Genomic DNA, 18,257 nt, shown 5'->3' with positions numbered 1-18,257 from the left:
CAGGTCGAGACAGGTCCATTGTCGCCAACCGAGAACAGGCGTCCGACATTCCGCCGGCCGGCGGGCGGCTGACACGATGGGCGGATGAGTCTCGCGTGGCCGTCTGAGGCGCCCTCCGCCGGTTCTGTCCTGCTGCGCCCCTTGAGTGCGAACGACGCCCACCTGGTGGCGGAGCTCGCCGCCGACTCCTACATCCCCACCATCGGGTCCGTGCCCGCTCAGGTCGACGGCGACGGGGCGGCGGCGTGGATCTCACGCCAGCTCTCTCGGGCCAAGCGAGGGACGGGCTACTCGTTCGCCGTGGCCGACAGGCACACCGATCGTGCGGTCGGCAATGCCGGCCTCTCTCTGCGAGCCCTCGACAGCGGCCGGGCCGTAGGCGGCTACGCGATCTCGCCGCAATGTCGCGGACGCGGATACGCCACGGACGCACTAGTCGCTCTGACCGCCTTTGCCTGGACCGTCCCAGGCCTGCACCGCATCGAGCTGTACATCGAACCGTGGAACGTCGCCTCCATCCGGACCGCCGAACGTGCCGGCTACCTGCGGGAGGGTCTGCTCCGCTCACACCAGGAGATCAACGGCGTGCGTCGCGACATGGTGCTCTACGCCGCGCTCCCACCAAGGGCGCCAGCCGATCAGGGCGCGCTCAGACGAAATCCTCCCGCATCGGGGTGAACAGGTCGAGCAGCACCCCCGCCTCGCGGCAGACGCACCCGTGCTCGACGTTGCTGGACTTGAGCATCGAGTCGCCAGCGGTGACGGTCTTGACGACTCCGTCGATCTCGAACTCGAAGACGCCGCTGACCACATAGGTGATCTGCGTGTGCGGGTGATGGTGCAGTGGCCCGACCGCCCCGGCCTCGAAGCTGTTCTCCACACACATCACGTTCTGGTCGTAGGCGAGCACCCGTCGCGTGACGCCCTCTCCTGCCACCGTCGCCTCGACATCGTCGCGAAAGATCCACCGTTGATCGATCATGTGCCCACCCTACGGCCCAGGGCGCAGCTCCCCTGGTCGCGGGTGTTGATGGCAGGATCATGCGCACGGCCCACCGCCGGGAATCACCGTCGATCCACCAGATCTAAGGAGCCACGTCCGTGCCCGGAGAGAATCTCACCCGCAGCGAAGCCGCCGATCGTGCAGCGGTCGTGCAGCCCACCACCTACCAGGTGCAGCTGGACCTCACCGGCTCCGAGCAGACGTACCGCTCAGTCACACAGGTGCACTTCACCGCCACGCCAGGCGCGAGCACGTTCATCGACCTGATCGCGCCTGGCGTGCACGAGATCGAGCTCAACGGGGTGGCCCTGGACCCGGCACACGTGTTCACCGACTCCCGTATCCAGCTCACCGACCTCGCGGGCGAGAACACGCTGCGCGTCGTGGCCGACTGCGCCTACATGAACACCGGTGAAGGTCTGCACCGGTTCGTGGACCCGGTGGACGGGGAGGTGTACCTCTACTCCCAGTTCGAGGTGGCTGACACCCGCCGCATGTTCGCCGTTTTCGAGCAGCCCGACCTCAAGGCCACCTTCCAGTTCACGGTGACCGCCCCGGAGCACTGGCAGGTGGTCTCGAACGCCCCCACTCCCGAGCCGACCCGAGCCCACGACGGCACAGCGACCTGGGCCTTCGACCCCACCGGAGTGCTGCCCTGCTACGTCACCGCACTGGTCGCCGGGCCCTACCACCGGGTCGACGGCGAGCTCACCTCCCGCGACGGTCGGACCATTCCGCTGGGCGTGTTCTGCCGGGCCTCGCTCGCTGACCATCTTGATGCGGAGAACATCCTCGACATCACCCGCGCCGGGTTCGCCTTCTACGAGCAGGCGTTCGACATGGCCTACCCGTTCGGCAAGTACGACCAGCTCTTCGTCCCCGAGTTCAACGCCGGAGCGATGGAGAACGCCGGCTGCGTCACCTTCGTGGAGAACTACGTCTTCCGCTCCAAGGTGGCCGAGGCGACGGTGGAGCGTCGCGCGGTGACGATCCTGCACGAGCTGGCCCACATGTGGTTCGGCGACCTGGTGACGATGCGCTGGTGGAACGACCTGTGGCTGAACGAGTCTTTCGCCGAGTATGCCTCCACCCTCGCCACCGCCGAGGCGACCCGGTGGACGCAGGCATGGACGACGTTCAACTCGCTGGAGAAGTCCTGGGCGTACCGGCAGGACCAGCTGCCGTCCACCCACCCGATCGTGGCCGAGATCAACGACCTCGAGGACGTGGAGGTGAACTTCGACGGCATCACCTACGCCAAAGGCGCTTCGGTGCTGAGGCAGCTCGTCGCGTGGGTGGGGCAGGAGAAGTTCCTCGCCGGCGTGCAGCGCTACTTCCGCAAGCACGCGCGGGGCAACACTGAGCTGCGGGACCTGCTCGTGGAGCTGGAGGCGACCAGCGGACGAGACCTGAGCGCCTGGTCGTCCCTGTGGCTCGAGGAGGCCGGCGTCACCCTGCTGCGCCCCGCCGTCGAGGTCGACTCCACGGGACGGATCACCTCCTTCCAGATCACTCAGGAGGCGCCCGAGGCACACCCGGTGCTGCGTCCGCACCGCATCGCCGTCGGTGGCTACAACGTGGACGCCGAGGGCACCCTGGTCCGGACCCACCGGGCCGAGCTGGACGTCGACGGAGCGGTCACCCCCGTCCCGGACTTCGTGGGGATCCTCCGCCCGCAGCTCATCCTGGTCAACGACGACGACCTCGCCTATGCCAAGATCCGGCTGGACCCCGAGTCCCTGGCGACGGCGACCGCGCACCTGAGGTCCTTCACCGACTCTCTCCCCCGGGCGCTGGTGCTCAGCGCCGCGTGGGACATGACGCGCGACGGCGAGTGGCCGGCACGCCGGTTCATCGACCTGGTGCTCGAGAACATCGGCGCCGAAACCGACTCCACCGTGCTGCTGGTGCTGTTGCGCCAGCTCGGCACCGCCGTGTCCTTCTACACCGACCCTGCCGCTCAGGAACGGGTCGGCTCCGACGTGGCGGACCGGCTCTGGGCCCTCGTGGAGCAGGCCGCGCCGGACTCGGACAGTCAGCTTCAGCTCGTGAAGGCGTTCGCCGCACGGGCGAGCACCGCCGCGCACCAGGACGTGCTGCGCGGTTTGCTCTCCGGCGAGCGAACCCTGGCCGGGCTGACCGTGGACACCGACCTGCGGTGGGACCTCCTCGGAGGCCTTGCCGCGGCCGGCGGTGCGGGTGCGGAAGAGATCGCCGCCGAGGAGCAGCGCGACTCCACTGCGGCCGGCCGGCGCGCCGCAGCCGCTGCTCGTGCGTCCTTGCCGACGGCGGAGGCCAAGGAGGCCGTGTGGGCGTCAGTCGTGGAGGACGGTGAGCTGCCGAACGCGGTGCAGGGTGCACTGATCGGCGGCTTCAGCCGGGTGGGCGCGTCAGGACGTGCCCTGCTCGCCCCGTTCGTGGAGCGCTACTTCGCCTCGATCGAGACGATCTGGGCCGAGCGCACGAACGAGATCGCGCAGAACATCGTGATCGGCCTGTACCCGGCCCGCCTGGCTGACATCGACGGCTCCACCGGGGTGGATCTCCTCGCCCGGACCGATGCCTTCCTGGCCGAGCTCGGCGACCGCGCACCCGCGTTGCGCAGGCTGATCGTGGAGAACCGGGACTCGGCGCGACGGGCCCTGACGGCCCAGGAGGCCGATCGCGCGGCCGGCTGAACTGCCGCTACTGGACGGAATCGGCCGCCTCGAAGGCGGCTGCCGCGGCGTCGGTAGCCTCGTGGTCGAGCATGCCCCAGAGGATCTCCGGCGCCGCGGTCACGTACGGCACCCCTGCCTCCGCGAGCGCGACCGCGTCCTCGGGGGTGCGCAGGCTGGCCGCGAGCACGTTCGTGTCGGTGCCGGCGCAGATGGCCTGCATCCGGGCGATCTCGGTGAGCGCGTCGAAACCCGCGTCCCGCATCCGGCCCAGGTAGGCCGCCAGGTATCGGATGCCCACACTGACGGCGGCCAGCGCCTGCGCGGGGGTGGTCACCGCGGTCAGCAGCACCGGTGCGCCCTCCCGCGCCAAACGGGCCCCGACGGCGAAGCCCGCCCGGGTGGCGGGTACCTTCACCACGGCCAAGTCCCCCAGGGCGAGGATGTCCCGAGCACGTTGCTCAAGCAGGTCCTCGGCGCCACCCCAGGCCTGGAAGTAGATCTCCCGCGCACCGGCAGCGGCCCAGGTCTCGTACAGCGTGGGGATCTCCCCGGCCGTGCGGCCGGCACGGTCGAGGATCGTGGGGTTCGTCGTCACGCCGTACACCAGTGAACTGGCGAGCAACGGGGCGGCGGCCTCCGGGTCGGCGGAGTCGACGTACAGGCGCGGTGCGCTCATGGATTCCCTCTCACGGGGTGGGGGACGGGGTGGGGGATGGGGCCAGGCCCGGGTAATGTAATGACAGGTGCATGCCCCAGTCAACGACGACCATCCCGCGAGGAGCCAGATGACCGAGAACCCGACACCGGCGGCCCAGGGCGGTGTGCTCATCGTCGGCTCGATCACGGCGGACGTCACGACCTTCTCCAGCAGACTGCCACGCCCTGGGGAGACTTTCCTCGGCGATGCGTTCACCTTGGTCCTGGGGGGCAAGGGTGCGAATCAGGCCGTGGCTGCCGGCCGCGCCGGGGCGGCCGCACGGATGGTCGGATGCGTCGGCTCGGACCTGTTCCAGCACCTGGTCACCGACGGTCTACGGGACGCCGGCGTGGACATCAGCCACGTCCGCTCCGTCCCGGGCCAGACCGGGGTGGCGCACATCCGGGTGGACGCCTCGGGTGAGAACGACATCGTGATGGTTCCGCTGGCGAACGCCGCCCTGGACACCGCGCAGATCGACCAGGCCTTCACCGAGCACGCCGCCAGCAGTGCCGTGCTGCTGACCCAGCTGGAGATACCGATCGCGCTGACCCTGCACGCCATCCGGCGCGCGCACGCCGAGGGCCTGACCGTGGTGCTCGATCCTGCTCCCGCACAACCACTGCCCGAGGACATCTGGCCATTGGTCAACCTGGTGACACCGAACGAGACCGAGGCCGCCCTCCTCACCGGCATCGAGGTCAATGGCCCTGAGTCCGCCGAAGCTGCCGGGCGATGGTTCGTCGACCGTGGGGTCGGCGCCGCCCTGATCACCCTCGCCGGCGCCGGAAGCGTCCTGGTGAGCGCCGACGAGACCCGCCTGCACCCACCGATCCGGGTGGAGGTGGTGGACACCACCGCTGCCGGCGACGCATTCGCGGGGCACCTCGCGGCGGCGATCGCGGCAGGACACGACCGGGACACTGCAATCCGACGAGCGGCCGCGGCCGGCGCTCTGGCCGTCACCAAGCGCGGCGCCTCACCCAGCCTGCCGGCGGCGAGCGAGGTCGACGCCCTCCTGGACCGACAGAACAGGGAGATCTGATGCGCAAGAGCCGCACCACCATCCACCCGCAGCTGAGCCGGATCATCTCCGAGCTGGGCCACACCGACGAACTGTTCGTCGCCGACGCCGGGCTGCCGATCCCACCCCGTGCGGAACGGGTCGACCTCGCCTACCGCCAAGGCCAGCCTCCGTTCCTGGACGTGCTGGACGTGATCCTCGCCGAGATTGTCATCGAAGGGGCAGTGATGCCTGCCGAGGTGGCCGAGGTGAGCCCGCAGATGCTGCGCGCCGTCCAGGACCGGTTGGACCCGCACGGCATCGAGGTCCAACTGATCCCGCACGTGCAGTACAAACAGCGCTCGACCGGGGCGCGCGCGTTCGTCCGGACCGGCGAGTACACGCCATACGCGAACGTGGCCCTGATCGCCGGAGTCGACTACTGATGAGTGACCGCAGCTCAGCCATCACCCGTGAGTCCGCCCTGCCGATGTACGACCAGCTCCGTCGCGCGATCCTGGCCACCATCGACTCCGAGTCCCTCGGTCCCGGTGACCGGCTGCCCGGCGAGATGCAGATGTGCGAGATGTACGGCGTGTCGCGCACGGTCGTGCGCCAGGCTCTCGGCCAGCTCGAGCACGACGGCATGATCACCCGGGTGAAGGGCAAGGGCACCTTCGTGGCACGGGGCAAAACCGCGGAGGCCCTGGCCCATCGGCTCACCGGTCTGCACGAGGAGGTCACCGCACGTGGCGGCCAGGTGCGCAGCCGAGTGCTGCGCCTGGAGACCGTGCCCGCCGATACCGATGTGGCCGACCATCTGCTGTGCGCCCCCGGTACCCCCGTGGTGGTGCTCGAGCGGTTGCGCTTCGTCGATGATGAGCCGTGGTCGTTGACCATCACCTGGATGCCCGAATCCATCGGTGAACTGGTCGCCGAGGTCGACTTCACCGAATCGTCCCTGTACGCCGCCCTCGGCGAGCGCGGCGTGCGCCCCACGTCGGGAGTCCGGTCCGTCGAGGCGACGGTCACGGACGCGCGTGAGGGGCAGCTGCTCGGCACCGGCCCGAGCAAGGCGGTGCTCAGCCTGGGCTCGGTGACATTCGACGCAGCCGGGCGGCCGATCGAGTACTTCCGTGCCCTGCACCGCGGTGATCGCAGCCGCTTCGAGTTCGAGCTGCGGGCCAGCGAGCCGCGCAGCACGATCTTGCACACCTCCGGAACGCACTGAAACGCTAGCAACAGCCTGTAATTACAGGTACGGTGACAGGAGCCGCTCGACGACGAGCACGTCACCATTGCGAGGAGCCCCCGTGCCTGATTTCGCCCCCACCCCGCTGGCCCCGTTCGCCATCACCTTCGACCATGACGCCGCCACGCTGACCCCGAGGGTCCGACCCTGGAACGGCGGATGAGTGACCTGGAGGGCCTGTTCCTCGACCACGCCGCCTGGGAGGCAGCCGTTGCCGACGGCGACCCGGTGGTGTACCGGGTGCAGTCCTCACCGGTTCCGGAGACGCCGCGGGAGCTGCCGCAGTCGATCACCACGATCTCCGCCGGTGCCACCGGTGGCGAGCTGTGGATGACCAAGGGGCACCAACACCCGGACCCGCAAGGCGAGATCTATCTAGCCCTGCACGGCACCGGCGGGCTGCTGATGTTCGACGGCGACGAGCACCGGTGGCTCGACATGACCCCGGGCACCATCGGTTACATCCCACCGGGCTGGGCGCACCGCTCGGTCAACGTCGGCGACGATGCCTACTCTTTCCTCGCGGTCTACCCGGGCAGCGCCGGGCATGATTATGGCTGGGTGCTGGAGCACGGGATGGGCGCGCGCGCCTACCGCACCGGCGATGCCTTCGAGTTGCGGCCCTACGGCGGCTGACATGCTCATCGCGCACGACCTCGGCACCACCGGCAATAAGGCATCCCTGCACGCCGACGACGGTCGGATGCTCAGCAGCGTCACCGTCGGCTACCCCGCACACTTCGGCGAGGGCGGGCTGGCGGAGCAGGACCCCCGGGACTGGGAGCGCGCCGTCGTCGAGGCAACCCGGTCCCTGCTGACGTCCACCGGCACGGCGCCGGACGCCATCAGCGGGCTCGTGGTGAGCGGCCAGATGATGGGCGCCGTGCTGCTGGACGAGCAGTACGAGCCCGTCCGCCCGGCGATCATCTGGGCCGACACGAGGGCGGGTGCGCAGACCGACCAGCTCATCGAGCGGATCGGCGCTCAGGAGGCCTACGCGCTGCTCGGGCATCGCCTGAACCCGACCTACTCGGTCGCGAAGGTGATGTGGGTGCGCGACAACGAGCCGGACGTCTTCGCCCGGGTCCGTCATTTCTGTGTGGCGAAGGACTTCGTGGTGCATCGCCTCACCGGACGGTTGGCCACTGACCCCAGCGACGCGTCCGCGACGAACGCCTACGACCAGCGTGCCGGCACCTGGTCGGCCGCAGTGCTCGAGGCAGCCGGTCTGGACGCCGCACTCTTCCCCGAGATCGTGTCCTCGACCGAGGTCGTGGGCACGCTCACCGCCTCGGCCGCGACCGCGACCGGCTTGCCGGCCGGCACCCGGGTGGTGATGGGCGGAGGTGACGGTCCGATCGCCGCCGTCGGTGCCGCAGTGTGCGGGCCCGACGACGGCGCGTACGTATGCCTGGGCACGTCCAGCTGGATCTCGTTCGCCGCCGACACGCCCGTGCTCGACCCGAGCATGCGTACCTTCACCTTCGACCACGTGGTGCCGGGCCGGTACGTGCCCACCGCCACCATGCAATCGGCCGGCGCATCGGTGCAGTGGATCAACGAGGTGCTCTCCCCCACCCCGTCGGGGCGGACGCTGACCGACCTGGTCGCCGCCGCCGATACCTCCCACCCCACCGGTGACCTGTACTTCCTGCCCTACCTGCTCGGCGAACGCTCCCCGCGCTGGGACCCGGACGCGCGCGGTGCCTTCATCGGCCTGGGTCGCCACCACGGCCGGGAGCACCTGGTGCGCGCTGTGCTCGAAGGAGTCGCGTTCAACCTCGCCGTGTGCCTCGAGGCGTTCCGCACCGCCGGTGCCACGATCGAGAGCATCGACGCTGTCGGGGGCGGCGCGGCGAGCGATACCTGGTTGCAGATCCTGGCCGACGTGTGGGGCGTGCCGGTACGTCGACACACCGTGGTGGAAGAGGCGAACAGCCTTGGCGCCGCTGTGGTCGGTGCCGTCGGGCTCGGCCTGGCCGACGACTTCGACGTCGCCGCGAGGCTGTCCACGGTGACCGCGGAGTTCACGCCGCACGGGACCCGACACGGCGAGTACCGCGAGCGCCTGGGCAGGTTCGAGGCCGCCTACGCGCAGCTGGCCCCGTGGGGAAAGGAAGCACGCTGATGGCAACCATCCTCGTCACCAGCCGGTCCTTCGGCTCCGGGAACCGTGCCCTTGCGGACGAGCTCACCGCCGCCGGGCACCGGATCGTCCGCGCCGGTAGCGACCACGACCTGGACGCCCTCACCGGCCACCTCGCCCACGCGGACGCGTGGATCGCCGGCACCGGCCCCGTCACCGCCGCGCACCTGGATGCCGCCCCGCACCTGCGCGTGGTGGCGCGTTATGGCGTCGGTGCGGAGTCGGTGGATATCGAAGCGGCCACTGCACGCGGGATCACGGTCACCAACACCCCGGGCGCGAACTCCGCCGCCGTGGCCGACCATGCCGTCGGTCTCATGCTCGCGGCTCTGCGGGGAACCGCGGCGAGCGACCGACGGGTGCGGGGCGGGGACTGGCGGACCGACCGCGGCAGCCAACTGGGCACCGCGACGGTCGGGATCGTCGGCTTCGGCCGGATCGGCCGCGGTGTGGCCGACCGGCTCAGCGGTTTCGGCTCCCGAGTGCTCGTCGTCGACCCATTCCTCACCGACAGCGACCTCAATGAACTGACCAGCGCTGATGCGCAGTCCTGCACGTTCGAGGAGATGGCCACCCGGTGCGACGTGCTCTCACTGCACGCTCCTGGCGGTCAGACCCTGGTCGACGCCGCGTGGCTGGCTACGGTGCCCGGGCCGATGGTGCTGGTGAACACGGCCAGGGCCGACCTGGTGGATGAGCCCGCCCTCGCCGCGGCCCTGCGGGACGGGCGGGTGCGCGCCTACGCCGCGGACTCCCTCGTGGGAGACACCGCCGCGACCGCCTCGCCCCTGCTGGACCCCGCACTCGCGAACCAGGTGACCGTCACGGCCCACGTGGGCGCCCAGACCGTCGAGGCCGTGGACGCGATGGGCACGATGGCCGTCGACAACACCCTCGCTGTGCTGACCGGCACGGTCCCGCCGCACCCCCTCAACACCTTCGACCCCGACGAGGGGCACACAGAACGGAGCAGGTGATGACCAGCACGTCCGGACACATGGGCTTCGTGGGCGTCTCCACGGCGGAGTCGTCGATCATGCGGATCTTCCCGGTGTGGGCGGACCTGCTGGGCCTGCCCACCCGCCATCTCGAGGGCCACGACCTGCCGATGGACGCCTCCATCCAGGCGTACCGGGAATTGGTGACCGAGATCGCCGCGGACCCCGGTCATCTCGGCGCCCTGGTGACCACGCACAAGGTACGCCTGCACGCAGCCGCTGCCGACCTGTTCGACGACCTCGACGACTTCGCCCGGGCGTGCGGGGAGATCTCGAGCATCTCCAAGCGAGACGGACAGCTGCTCGGGCACGCCAAGGACCCGCTGACCGCGCGGCTCGCCCTGGAGGAGTTCTGGCCGGGTGACGGCTTCTCCTCAGTGCGGGACGCCGTCGTGCTGGGCGCCGGAGGCGCCGGCCTGGCGCTGACCTGGGCCCTGGCCGAGCGCAGCGACGCTCCACGCCGCATCGTGGTGACCGACACCAGTGCCGAACGTCTGGAGCACCTGGCTCAGGTGCACGCCACCCGCGGTACCCCGGGCGACCTGCTGGACCTGCGGGTCGCGTCGGCGGAGACGACGGCGACCGTGCTCGCCTCCGCCGCGCCCGGGAGCCTGGTGGTGAACGCCTCCGGGTTGGGCAAGGATCGGCCCGGCTCACCGGTCCCGGACGGCGCTGCCTTCCCCGAGGGTGGTTCCGTGTGGGAGTTCAACTACCGCGGCAGCCTCGAGTTCCTCGCCCAGGCGCAGGCCCAGGAGGAAACCCGGGCATTGACGGTGGTGGACGGGTGGCGCTACTTCATCCACGGCTGGACCCAGGTGATCGGTGAGGTCTTCGGCGTGCCGATGACGCCGGAGCTGGTGGCCGAGCTCTCCCGGGCGGCGCACGAGGCACGCTGAGGCCATGACGAACGGGACCGCCGGAACCATCCGTACCGTGCTGGGCGACGTCGACCCGGCCACGCTCGGCGCGACGAACACGCACGAGCACCTGTTCCAGGTCTCACCGCTGCTGCCCGGGGACGACCTGGACGATCCGGAGCTGTCCCAGGCCGAAGCAGCCGACCTGGTCGAGAGCGGCTTCACCGCGATGATCGACGCGACCCCGATCGGCCTGGGCCGGCGGCCCGCCGACGTGGCTCGGATCAGCGCTGCCGTCGGGCTCACCGTGGTGGCCTCCACCGGGGTGCACCGCGAGGCGCACTACCCTGCCGGTCACCCCATGCACACGGTGAGCGTCGCCAAGCGTACCGCCCTGTTCCGGCGCGACCTCACCGAAGCGATGCCGATCTCCGACGACGTCACCCACCCCACCGAGCGGGCCGTCGGCCCGCAGGGGGCCGACGTACGGGCCGGGCTGATCAAGTGCGGGATCGGGTACTGGAGCATCTCCGGATTCGAGCGGAGCACCCTGGAGGCCGCGGGAGAAGTGCACCGCGAGACGGGCGCGCCGGTGATGGTGCATCTGGAGCACTGCACTGCTGCGCACGAGCTGCTCGACCTGCTCGTGCGGTGCGGGGTGGCCCCGTACCGGGTGATGCTCGCGCACGCGGACCGGCTGCTCGATCCGGGATTGCACGTCGAGCTGATCGCGCGCGGGGCATATCTGGGCTATGACGGCGCGGCCCGTGCGCGCAACCACAGTGACGCGGCCCTGATCGACCTCACCGAGGCAGTGCTCGCCGCTGGGGGCACGCGGATCGTGCTCGGCGCAGATGTGGCGCGGGCCTCCCGCTACCTGGCCTACGGCGGGATGCCCGGTCTCGCCTACCTCGGCCGTCGGTATCTGCCACGCCTGGAAGCACGCATCGGCGCGGATGCGGTGCACCAGATCCTGGTGCAGAACCCGCGCGAGCTCCTCACCTGGGCACACTGAAGCGCCAGCCCTCCGCGATCGGGTCGCGGAGGGCTGGCGCTCGTGGTGCCTCAGCTCACCCTCACTCGTACAGCAGCGGGGCGATCTCCGGGTCCTCCAGGTTGGAGGAGTCGTACCAGTAGGAACCGGTGTCGGTGAACTCCTCGAGCTCTTCCCCGTTGATCGCGGCCACGGCGTTCTCCACCACGGTGCGGCCGATGCCGATCGGGTCCTGGGTGATGGCACCCGCCATCACACCGCTCTCGATCGCGCCCACCTGGGCGGAGCCGGAGTCGAAGCCGACGATGGTGATCTCCCCGGGTGCCAGACCGAGCTCGTTGACGGCGTTCACGATGCCGATCGCCGAGCCCTCGTTGGTGCCGTACAGGCCCGCGATGTCCGGGTTCGCCGCGATCATCGCCTTGGCGATGTCGGAGGAACGCAGGTGGTCACCGTCGCCGTACTGGATGTCGACGATCTCGATGTCGGGCCAGTTCTCCTCGATCTCGTTGACGAACCCGTCTCGGCGCTCGACACCGGTGGAGTTGATCTGGCTGTGACCGACGATGCCGACCTGCCCTTCACCGCCGATGATCTCGGCCATGTGCTCGGCGGCGATAGCGCCGGCGGCCACACCATCGGTGGCGGCCAGGTTCTGCCCGTAGTCACTGTCGCAGCCAGCGTCGAACTCGACCACCGGGATCTCGGCGGCTTCGGCCGCCTCGTACAACGGCACGCACGCCTCCGGGTCGAGAGCGGCATAGCCGATCGCGTCCGGACTCCGGTCGATAGCAGCCTGCAGCATCTGCAGCTGAGCGTCCACCTCGGTCTCGGCGGCCGGTCCCTCGAAGGTCACTTCCACGTCGAGCTCGTCGGCGGCCTCCTGGGCGCCCTGCTCGACGGCCTGCCAGAACTGGTGCTGGAAGCCCTTCGAGACGAGCGCGATCTGCAGGGCGTCTCCTCCGGCGTCACCGCCTCCGTCACCGCCGTCGGTGGTGCCACCGTCACCGCTGTCGGAGCAGCCCGCGACGGCCAGCGCGGCAGCCAAAGCTGCGGCGACGCCGAACTTCTTCCTGGTCAGTTTCATACAAGGCCTCCATAGCTCTCCGGCCGGTAGGTCCGGCCGCTGGATTGCGGACTGTGCCCGATACCCGCAGGTACCGCTAGGGGTCGACGCGTGGTCGACGACGAGGCCGGTCCTGCACAGGAACCGGCGCCCGAGTCTGCGTGGATGGCAGTGCCGGCGTTCATCTGCCCTTGCGACTGCGCAAGGAGTCGGCGAGCACCGCAATCGCGATCACCACACCCAGCACGACGTATTGCCACTCGGTCTGGATGGACATGATGCGCAGGCCGTTGATCAGCACACTCATGATCAGGGCGCCAATCAGCGTCCCGACGATGGTGCCGCGCCCGCCGAGGAGCGAGGTGCCCCCGATGATGACGGCGGCGATCGCCTGCAGCTCGTACCCGACACCGAGCTGGGGCTGGGCCGACCCGAGCCGGGAGGCGATGACCACGCCGGCGATCCCGGTGAAGATCCCGGCGACGGTGTAGATGATCACCTTCCACCGGCGGGTGTTCACGCCGGAAAGACGGGTGGCCTCCTCGTTCGACCCGATCGCCACGGTGAAGCGCCCGAACTGGGTCTTCCCGAGCATGAAATAGGCGATCCCACCGAGGACGAACATGATGAGCACCGCGTTCGGCAGGCTACCGAGTGCCGTCCCGAGCGCGATGTTCTTGAAGGCCGGGATCTCCGAGAAGTAGATCGGGGAGACGTCGGAGATGACCAGCGCGAGACCTTGCGCCACCTGCATCATCGCCAGCGTGGCGATGAACGGCGGAAGCTTGAAATACGCCACGTTCACACCGTTGACAAAGCCCATCAGAGCACCCATCGCGAGGCCGGCGAGCACTCCAGGAACCAGACCGAGGCCCCAGTTCACCGCGACCACCGCCGTCATCACCGCGCACAGGGTCATCCCGGTGCCGATGGAGAGGTCGATGCCGGCAGTGGTGATCACGAAGGTGGTGCCCAGGGCCAGGATGCCGATCACCGCGGTGGCGAGCAGCACACCGGAGATGTTGGACCAGGTGAAGAAATTGTCGCTGGCGATGGCGAAGAACACCACAAGCACGAGGAGGCTGCCGAATGCGAGCCCCTGCTGCAGCCATGCTCGCACAGTGGCGCCATGGCCGGTACGAGCGGTGTCCTGCTCCTCTACCGCGACCTGCGTGCTGTCAGTCATGCTGCTCCTCGCGTGTGATCGGCTGCGGCGGTCACATCCGCAGCCAGGTGAGTGGCGTAGTCCATGATCGTGGCCTGGCTGGCGTCCTCGTTGGCGAGCGTGCCGGTGATCCGGCCCTCGGCCATCACCACGATCCGGTGGGAGAGCCGGAGAACCTCCGGCAGTTCGCTGGAGATGACGATGATGGACTTGCCGTCCGCGGCCAGGCCCTGCAGGAGCCGGTAGATCTCCTCCTTGGCGCCGACGTCGATCCCACGGGTGGGTTCGTCGAAGATGAGGATGTCGCAGTCGCGGGCGAGCCACTTGGCGATGACCACCTTCTGCTGGTTGCCGCCCGAGAGCAGTTTCACCTGCTGCGACGTGGAGGGGGTCTTCGTTCGCAGGCGATCGACGAAGGTCTGCGCGACCCGGCGCGCCTTCCCGTCGAAGAAGTACCCCAAGGGGCCGGTGAAATTCTTCATCGACGCCAGCACGGTGTTGAAAGAGACGTCCTGCTCAAGCATCAGCCCGTACGCCTTGCGGTCCTCGGAGAGGTAGCCGATGCCGTGCCGGACCGCGTCGGCGGGTTGAGAGATGTGGACCTGCCGCCCGTGCACCGTGATCGTTCCGGCGGAGCGCGGGTCCGCGCCGATGATCGCACGGGCCGTCTCGGTGCGGCCGGCGCCCATCAGCCCGGCGAAGCCGAGGATCTCGCCCCGGTGCAGCTGGAAGGAGACGTCGTCGAGCAACGCCTTGGTAGACAGGCCCTGCACGTCGAGCACCACCTCGTCGCGGGCGTGCTCGCTCGAGACAGGCCGGGCGCCCTCGTCGATCTGGCGACCGACCATCATCTCGATGATGGTTGGCACGTCGATCTCGGCACGCTCCAGGTCACCGATGTACTCACCGTCGCGCAGCACGGTGACGCGATCCGCGAGCCGCTTCAGCTCCTCCATCCGGTGCGAGATGTAGATGATCCCGGTGCCGCCCTCTTTGAGGCTCTCGATGAGGCCGAACAGGGTCTCCACCTCAGTGTCCGTGAGGGCACTGGTGGGCTCGTCCATGATCAGCACTCGAGCATTGAACGAGAGCGCCTTGGCGATCTCGACCATCTGCTGAGTGGCGACGGTGAGATCTCCGACCCGCGCACGCGGGTCAAGGCCGATCCCCAGCTGCTCCAGCAGTTCGCCCGTCTGAGCGTTCAGGGCACGCTCGTTCAGCACCCCAGCCACGCGGGGTTCACGACCGATGAAGATGTTCTGCGCCACGGTCAGGTCGGCCATCAGGTTCATCTCCTGGTGGATGATGCTGATCCCGAGTTGCTGCGCGATCGCAGGCCCGGAGATCTCGACCGGTTCGCCGTCCACTCGGATCGCGCCGGTATCACGCTGGTAGATCCCGGAGAGGATCTTCATCAGGGTCGACTTGCCGGCGCCGTTCTCGCCGACGAGCACGAGGACCTCGCCGGCGGCGAGGTGGAACTGCACGTCATGGAGTGCGCGGACGCCGGGAAAACTCTTGCTGATTCCCTCGACCTCAAGGAGTGGTGCTGACACGTCGTGCCTTCTTCGCTGGAGGAACGCTGCTGGACTTTGGGCCGCCAATGCGGGGTCTCCGCCATCGGCCGACTCAACTTGTACTCCAATGTATCTAGCCGCGTCGAGGCTGTCATTGATACGGAGTTACAGGTTCGTCACGGTTTCCACTCCAGCAGCGGATCGCCGGTGTCCAGCACACCGGCTCCCACGACGCGAACCTGACCGGACGTGGCGTCCAAGGCGACCACTGGGCACACGGGCGAGCGGCCGCCGTCGGCAATCTCCCGGGGCGAGAAGGTGACCATCCGCTGCCCGACCTCCACCTGGTCCCCCTCGGCCACGTGCAGGGTGAACCCGGCACCGGCCAGCTGCACCGTGTCGATGCCGAGGTGGACGAGCACACCCTGCCCGGACCCGCTCACCACCACAAAGGCGTGCGGGTGCAGCTTGAGGATGCGCCCCTGCACCGGCGCCACCACATCCACCACGTCCGGGCCGGCAGCAGGATCGATGGCGGCCCCGGGCCCGACGATCTCCTGGGCGAAGACCGGGTCCGGTACCTCGCTCAGCGGCAGCACCGCTCCGGCCACGGGAGCGCTCACATGCAGAGTCATCGCTGTTCAGGCCCGTTCGGCCAGCTCGTGGGTGATCGCGGTAACCAACGACGCGAACCGGGCATTCCCGGGCAGGTCCTCCACGAGCACCACCTGCTCACCGCCGTCGGCGAGCGGGATCTTCCAGTTCGGGTACTCGGTGTCGGTGCCCGGCTGGTTCTGTGCGCGCCGCTCCCCCACTGCGTCGGCCAGCGAGACACCGACGAGCACCGACGGCGTCTGGGCGATGTAGCGGTGCAACGCCTCGACGATCTGCCGCTCGGTGGGATCCGATGGCAGCAGGAACCGCTCGCGCATGGCGTCCAGCATCCGTTCCCGCTCGACCCTGGCAGCCAGGCGCACCTGGGCGGCCGGTTCGGTGAGCAGGCCGAGGCGTTCACGGAGATCGACGTGCTCCTCGGCCAGGTACCCGGCGGTCGGCGGCAAGTCGTGGGTCGTGACCGTGGCCAGCACCAGCTCGCGGTAGTCCTCGGCGGGCAGTGGGCGGCCGTCGGCCTGCTCGAACCAGAGCACCGAGGTGCCGAGCACACCGCGCTCGCTGAGGTAGTCGCGCACCCAGGGCTCAACGGTGCCCAGGTCCTCCCCGATCACGACGGCGCCCGCCAGGTGGGCCTCCAGCGCCAGCACTCCCACCATCGCCTCGTGGTCATAGGTCACATAGGTGCCCTCGTCGGCACCTGCGCCATCAGGGATCCACCACAGCCGGAACAGACCGATGATGTGGTCGACGCGGATCGCGCCGGCATGCCGCAGCACGGTCCGCACCAGGTCCCGCAGCGGTGCGTACCCGGCTTCGGCCAGCGCGTCCGGTCGCCATGGTGGCTGCGACCAGTTCTGCCCCTGCTGGTTGTACATGTCCGGTGGGGCGCCCACACAGATCCCACGGGCGAGCACGTGCCGCATCGACCACGAGTCGGCGCCTGCCGGATGCACACCCACGGCGAGATCCTGCATCACCCCGACCCGCATTCCCGACGCGCGGGCGATCCGCTGGGCGCGGGCCAGTTGCTCGTCCGCGATCCACTGCAACCAGCAGTGGAAGTTCACCCGGTCGGCGAGCTCGCGGCGCAGCGCGGTCAGTGCCGCCGGAGTGGCGTCCTCGGTGAGCGGCCAGGGTCGCTCATCGTCGCCGTAGGTCTCTTTCACGGCGCACCAGAGGGCGAAGTCCTCCAGGCCTTGGCCGTGCTCGGCACGGAAGCGGTCGAGCTCGCGCTGGCGCGATCGCGAGCGCCCGGCCGCGTAGATGGTCTCCAACGCGGACTTCTTCTCCTGCCAGGCAGCGTCCCGGTCCAACGGTCCGGAGTCGAGATTCATCTGCTGCACCGACTCTGCCGCCCACTCCAGCAGGGTGCGCTGGGTGTTCGGCAGGTACGCCGCCTCTCGGATCTCCTCCGGGCGGATGTAGAGCGGACTGACGAACCGGCGCGTCACGGGCAGGTACGGCGAGGGCGTGACCGGCGGGCTCGGCTCGGCGGCGTGCACCGGGTTGATCAGCAGGAAGTCCGCTCCCACTTCGCCGGCCAGCCCGGTCAGCTCGGTCAGGTCAGCGAAGTCGCCGATCCCCCACGAGCGTGCCGATCGCACCGAGTACAGCTGCGCCATCAGGCCCCACGCACGACCGCCCAGCTGGTCCCGCAGCTCCGGGAGCTCCAGCGTGGCCGGGGTGACCGCGAGCGGAGCCCGGGCACGACCGTCCGCGAGAGCCCCGACATCACCGACCTCGGCGACGATCTCGTGCCACCCCAGGGGCAGGTCGTCCGGGATCTCGAACGAGGCGCGACCGATCCGCTTCCCGTCGACGTCCCGCGGCTCGACCCAGTCGTCCTGCTGGGTCAGGGTGCGAGCAGCGCCCCCGTCCAGCACCACCCGCGCCCGCACCTCCGCCCCGTCCGGCACGTGCACGGCGACCGAGCCCGCGGTGCCGCTACGCACGACCACACACGGAGGAAGGGTGCGCCGCCACGGCGCGAGGTCGGCCTCATCCAGGGCTGCTGCGACGTTCTCGGGCGTGTCGGCCGACACGCCCATCGCGGCCAGCACGGCACGGACCGTCGCGGGTGAGACCTCGCGACGGTCACCGTGGAAGTCCCAGAAGTCGCTCGCCACCCCATGGGCAGCGGCAAGCCGGCGCAGGTCGGCGCTCAAGGCGTCATTGCTCTGCTCTGTCACGGCGTGGTTCAACGCTCCCCATCGGTCGGTGCGGCGGCCCTCAACAACCGCCACCCACGATCCTGCCAGAGACTCCGCCGTCGCGACCGTTGAAG

General features: G+C 69.4%; 17 protein-coding genes. 10 read left to right on the top strand and 7 right to left on the bottom strand.

The features are described 5' to 3' along the window. Positions 1–84: 84 nt before the first annotated feature. Positions 85–678 carry a GNAT family N-acetyltransferase gene (locus BLU77_RS03635; RefSeq protein WP_089771734.1) on the top strand — a complete coding sequence of 198 codons (594 nt, stop codon included), beginning with the start codon at positions 85–87 and terminating at the stop codon, positions 676–678. Here BLU77_RS03635 and BLU77_RS03630 read toward each other — a convergent pair. Then, entirely contained in the window at positions 650–982 is a 333-nt protein-coding gene (locus tag BLU77_RS03630) for a cupin domain-containing protein (RefSeq protein WP_089771733.1), read from the bottom strand. The genes BLU77_RS03635 and BLU77_RS03630 overlap by 29 nt on opposite strands. Before the next feature lie 119 nt (positions 983–1,101). On the opposite strand from BLU77_RS03630, the gene pepN reads away from it, so the two are divergent. Beyond that, positions 1,102–3,681, top strand: a complete 2,580-nt coding sequence (gene pepN / locus BLU77_RS03625) for an aminopeptidase N (protein ID WP_089771732.1) — start codon at positions 1,102–1,104, stop codon at positions 3,679–3,681. Positions 3,682–3,688: 7 nt separating this feature from the next. On the opposite strand, the gene BLU77_RS03620 is transcribed toward pepN, so the two are convergent. Then, positions 3,689–4,339 carry a transaldolase family protein gene (locus tag BLU77_RS03620; protein ID WP_175476928.1) on the bottom strand — a complete coding sequence of 217 codons (651 nt, stop codon included), beginning with the start codon at positions 4,337–4,339 and terminating at the stop codon, positions 3,689–3,691. Positions 4,340–4,448: 109 nt separating this feature from the next. Between BLU77_RS03620 and BLU77_RS03615 the strand changes: the two genes are divergently transcribed. The 8 genes from BLU77_RS03615 to BLU77_RS03580 all read left to right on the top strand — a co-directional run bounded on the left by BLU77_RS03615 (position 4,449) and on the right by BLU77_RS03580 (position 11,631). Further along, positions 4,449–5,405: a ribokinase gene (locus tag BLU77_RS03615; protein ID WP_089771731.1), complete on the top strand. Its 957-nt coding sequence runs from the start codon at positions 4,449–4,451 to the stop codon at positions 5,403–5,405. Further along, positions 5,405–5,809 (top strand): D-ribose pyranase, encoded by a 405-nt coding sequence (rbsD, locus tag BLU77_RS03610; protein WP_089771730.1) that lies wholly within the window; start codon positions 5,405–5,407, stop codon positions 5,807–5,809. Before BLU77_RS03615 ends, rbsD begins: the two co-directional genes overlap by 1 nt. Beyond that, positions 5,809–6,594 (top strand): GntR family transcriptional regulator, encoded by a 786-nt coding sequence (locus tag BLU77_RS03605; RefSeq protein ID WP_089771729.1) that lies wholly within the window; start codon positions 5,809–5,811, stop codon positions 6,592–6,594. Before rbsD ends, BLU77_RS03605 begins: the two co-directional genes overlap by 1 nt. A 180-nt stretch (positions 6,595–6,774) precedes the next feature. Then, entirely contained in the window at positions 6,775–7,251 is a 477-nt protein-coding gene (locus tag BLU77_RS03600; RefSeq protein ID WP_245708651.1) for a glucose-6-phosphate isomerase family protein, read from the top strand. Between the two features lies 1 nt (position 7,252). Further along, entirely contained in the window at positions 7,253–8,743 is a 1,491-nt protein-coding gene (gene xylB, locus BLU77_RS03595) for a xylulokinase (protein ID WP_089771728.1), read from the top strand. Beyond that, positions 8,743–9,738 (top strand): NAD(P)-dependent oxidoreductase, encoded by a 996-nt coding sequence (locus tag BLU77_RS03590; protein ID WP_089771727.1) that lies wholly within the window; start codon positions 8,743–8,745, stop codon positions 9,736–9,738. Before xylB ends, BLU77_RS03590 begins: the two co-directional genes overlap by 1 nt. After that, a complete protein-coding gene (locus BLU77_RS03585) occupies positions 9,738–10,655 on the top strand; it encodes a hypothetical protein (protein WP_089771726.1) in 918 nt (305 codons plus the stop codon). The genes BLU77_RS03590 and BLU77_RS03585 overlap by 1 nt, the downstream gene beginning before the upstream one ends. A gap of 4 nt (positions 10,656–10,659) precedes the next feature. Beyond that, entirely contained in the window at positions 10,660–11,631 is a 972-nt protein-coding gene (locus BLU77_RS03580; protein ID WP_089771725.1) for a phosphotriesterase family protein, read from the top strand. 61 nt (positions 11,632–11,692) lie between these two features. On the opposite strand, the gene BLU77_RS03575 is transcribed toward BLU77_RS03580, so the two are convergent. The 5 genes from BLU77_RS03575 to malQ all read right to left on the bottom strand — a co-directional run bounded on the left by BLU77_RS03575 (position 11,693) and on the right by malQ (position 18,162). Continuing rightward, entirely contained in the window at positions 11,693–12,697 is a 1,005-nt protein-coding gene (locus BLU77_RS03575) for an ABC transporter substrate-binding protein (protein ID WP_089771724.1), read from the bottom strand. A gap of 160 nt (positions 12,698–12,857) precedes the next feature. After that, positions 12,858–13,862 (bottom strand): ABC transporter permease, encoded by a 1,005-nt coding sequence (locus tag BLU77_RS03570; protein ID WP_089771723.1) that lies wholly within the window; start codon positions 13,860–13,862, stop codon positions 12,858–12,860. Further along, positions 13,859–15,397 (bottom strand): sugar ABC transporter ATP-binding protein, encoded by a 1,539-nt coding sequence (locus BLU77_RS03565; RefSeq protein ID WP_089771722.1) that lies wholly within the window; start codon positions 15,395–15,397, stop codon positions 13,859–13,861. Before BLU77_RS03565 ends, BLU77_RS03570 begins: the two co-directional genes overlap by 4 nt. A gap of 137 nt (positions 15,398–15,534) precedes the next feature. Beyond that, the gene (locus BLU77_RS03560) at positions 15,535–15,981 is read right to left on the bottom strand and encodes a PTS sugar transporter subunit IIA (protein WP_342741437.1); all 447 of its coding nucleotides are present in this window, start codon (positions 15,979–15,981) and stop codon (positions 15,535–15,537) included. Positions 15,982–15,999: 18 nt separating this feature from the next. After that, complete coding sequence (gene malQ / locus BLU77_RS03555; RefSeq protein WP_089772950.1) at positions 16,000–18,162, bottom strand: 4-alpha-glucanotransferase; 2,163 nt, start codon at positions 18,160–18,162, stop codon at positions 16,000–16,002. Positions 18,163–18,257: the final 95 nt, after the last annotated feature.

It is taken from the genome of Ruania alba (assembly GCF_900105765.1).
GTDB lineage: Bacteria > Actinomycetota > Actinomycetes > Actinomycetales > Beutenbergiaceae > Ruania > Ruania alba.
This window is presented reverse-complemented; position numbering and strand designations above follow the sequence as displayed.

What these genes read in the sequence shown, in the direction of transcription:
- BLU77_RS03590 (WP_089771727.1), top strand. Translation starts at nt 8,743, where the DNA reads ATGGCAACCATCCTCGTCACCAGCCGGTCCTTCGGCTCCGGGAACCGT.
- BLU77_RS03585 (WP_089771726.1), top strand. Translation starts at nt 9,738, where the DNA reads ATGACCAGCACGTCCGGACACATGGGCTTCGTGGGCGTCTCCACGGCG.
- BLU77_RS03570 (WP_089771723.1), bottom strand. Translation starts at nt 13,862, where the DNA reads ATGACTGACAGCACGCAGGTCGCGGTAGAGGAGCAGGACACCGCTCGT.
- BLU77_RS03600 (WP_245708651.1), top strand. Translation starts at nt 6,775, where the DNA reads ATGAGTGACCTGGAGGGCCTGTTCCTCGACCACGCCGCCTGGGAGGCA.
- xylB (WP_089771728.1), top strand. Translation starts at nt 7,253, where the DNA reads ATGCTCATCGCGCACGACCTCGGCACCACCGGCAATAAGGCATCCCTG.
- BLU77_RS03575 (WP_089771724.1), bottom strand. Translation starts at nt 12,697, where the DNA reads ATGAAACTGACCAGGAAGAAGTTCGGCGTCGCCGCAGCTTTGGCTGCC.
- BLU77_RS03580 (WP_089771725.1), top strand. Translation starts at nt 10,660, where the DNA reads ATGACGAACGGGACCGCCGGAACCATCCGTACCGTGCTGGGCGACGTC.
- BLU77_RS03605 (WP_089771729.1), top strand. Translation starts at nt 5,809, where the DNA reads ATGAGTGACCGCAGCTCAGCCATCACCCGTGAGTCCGCCCTGCCGATG.
- BLU77_RS03635 (WP_089771734.1), top strand. Translation starts at nt 85, where the DNA reads ATGAGTCTCGCGTGGCCGTCTGAGGCGCCCTCCGCCGGTTCTGTCCTG.
- rbsD (WP_089771730.1), top strand. Translation starts at nt 5,405, where the DNA reads ATGCGCAAGAGCCGCACCACCATCCACCCGCAGCTGAGCCGGATCATC.
- BLU77_RS03630 (WP_089771733.1), bottom strand. Translation starts at nt 982, where the DNA reads ATGATCGATCAACGGTGGATCTTTCGCGACGATGTCGAGGCGACGGTG.
- BLU77_RS03615 (WP_089771731.1), top strand. Translation starts at nt 4,449, where the DNA reads ATGACCGAGAACCCGACACCGGCGGCCCAGGGCGGTGTGCTCATCGTC.
- BLU77_RS03620 (WP_175476928.1), bottom strand. Translation starts at nt 4,339, where the DNA reads ATGAGCGCACCGCGCCTGTACGTCGACTCCGCCGACCCGGAGGCCGCC.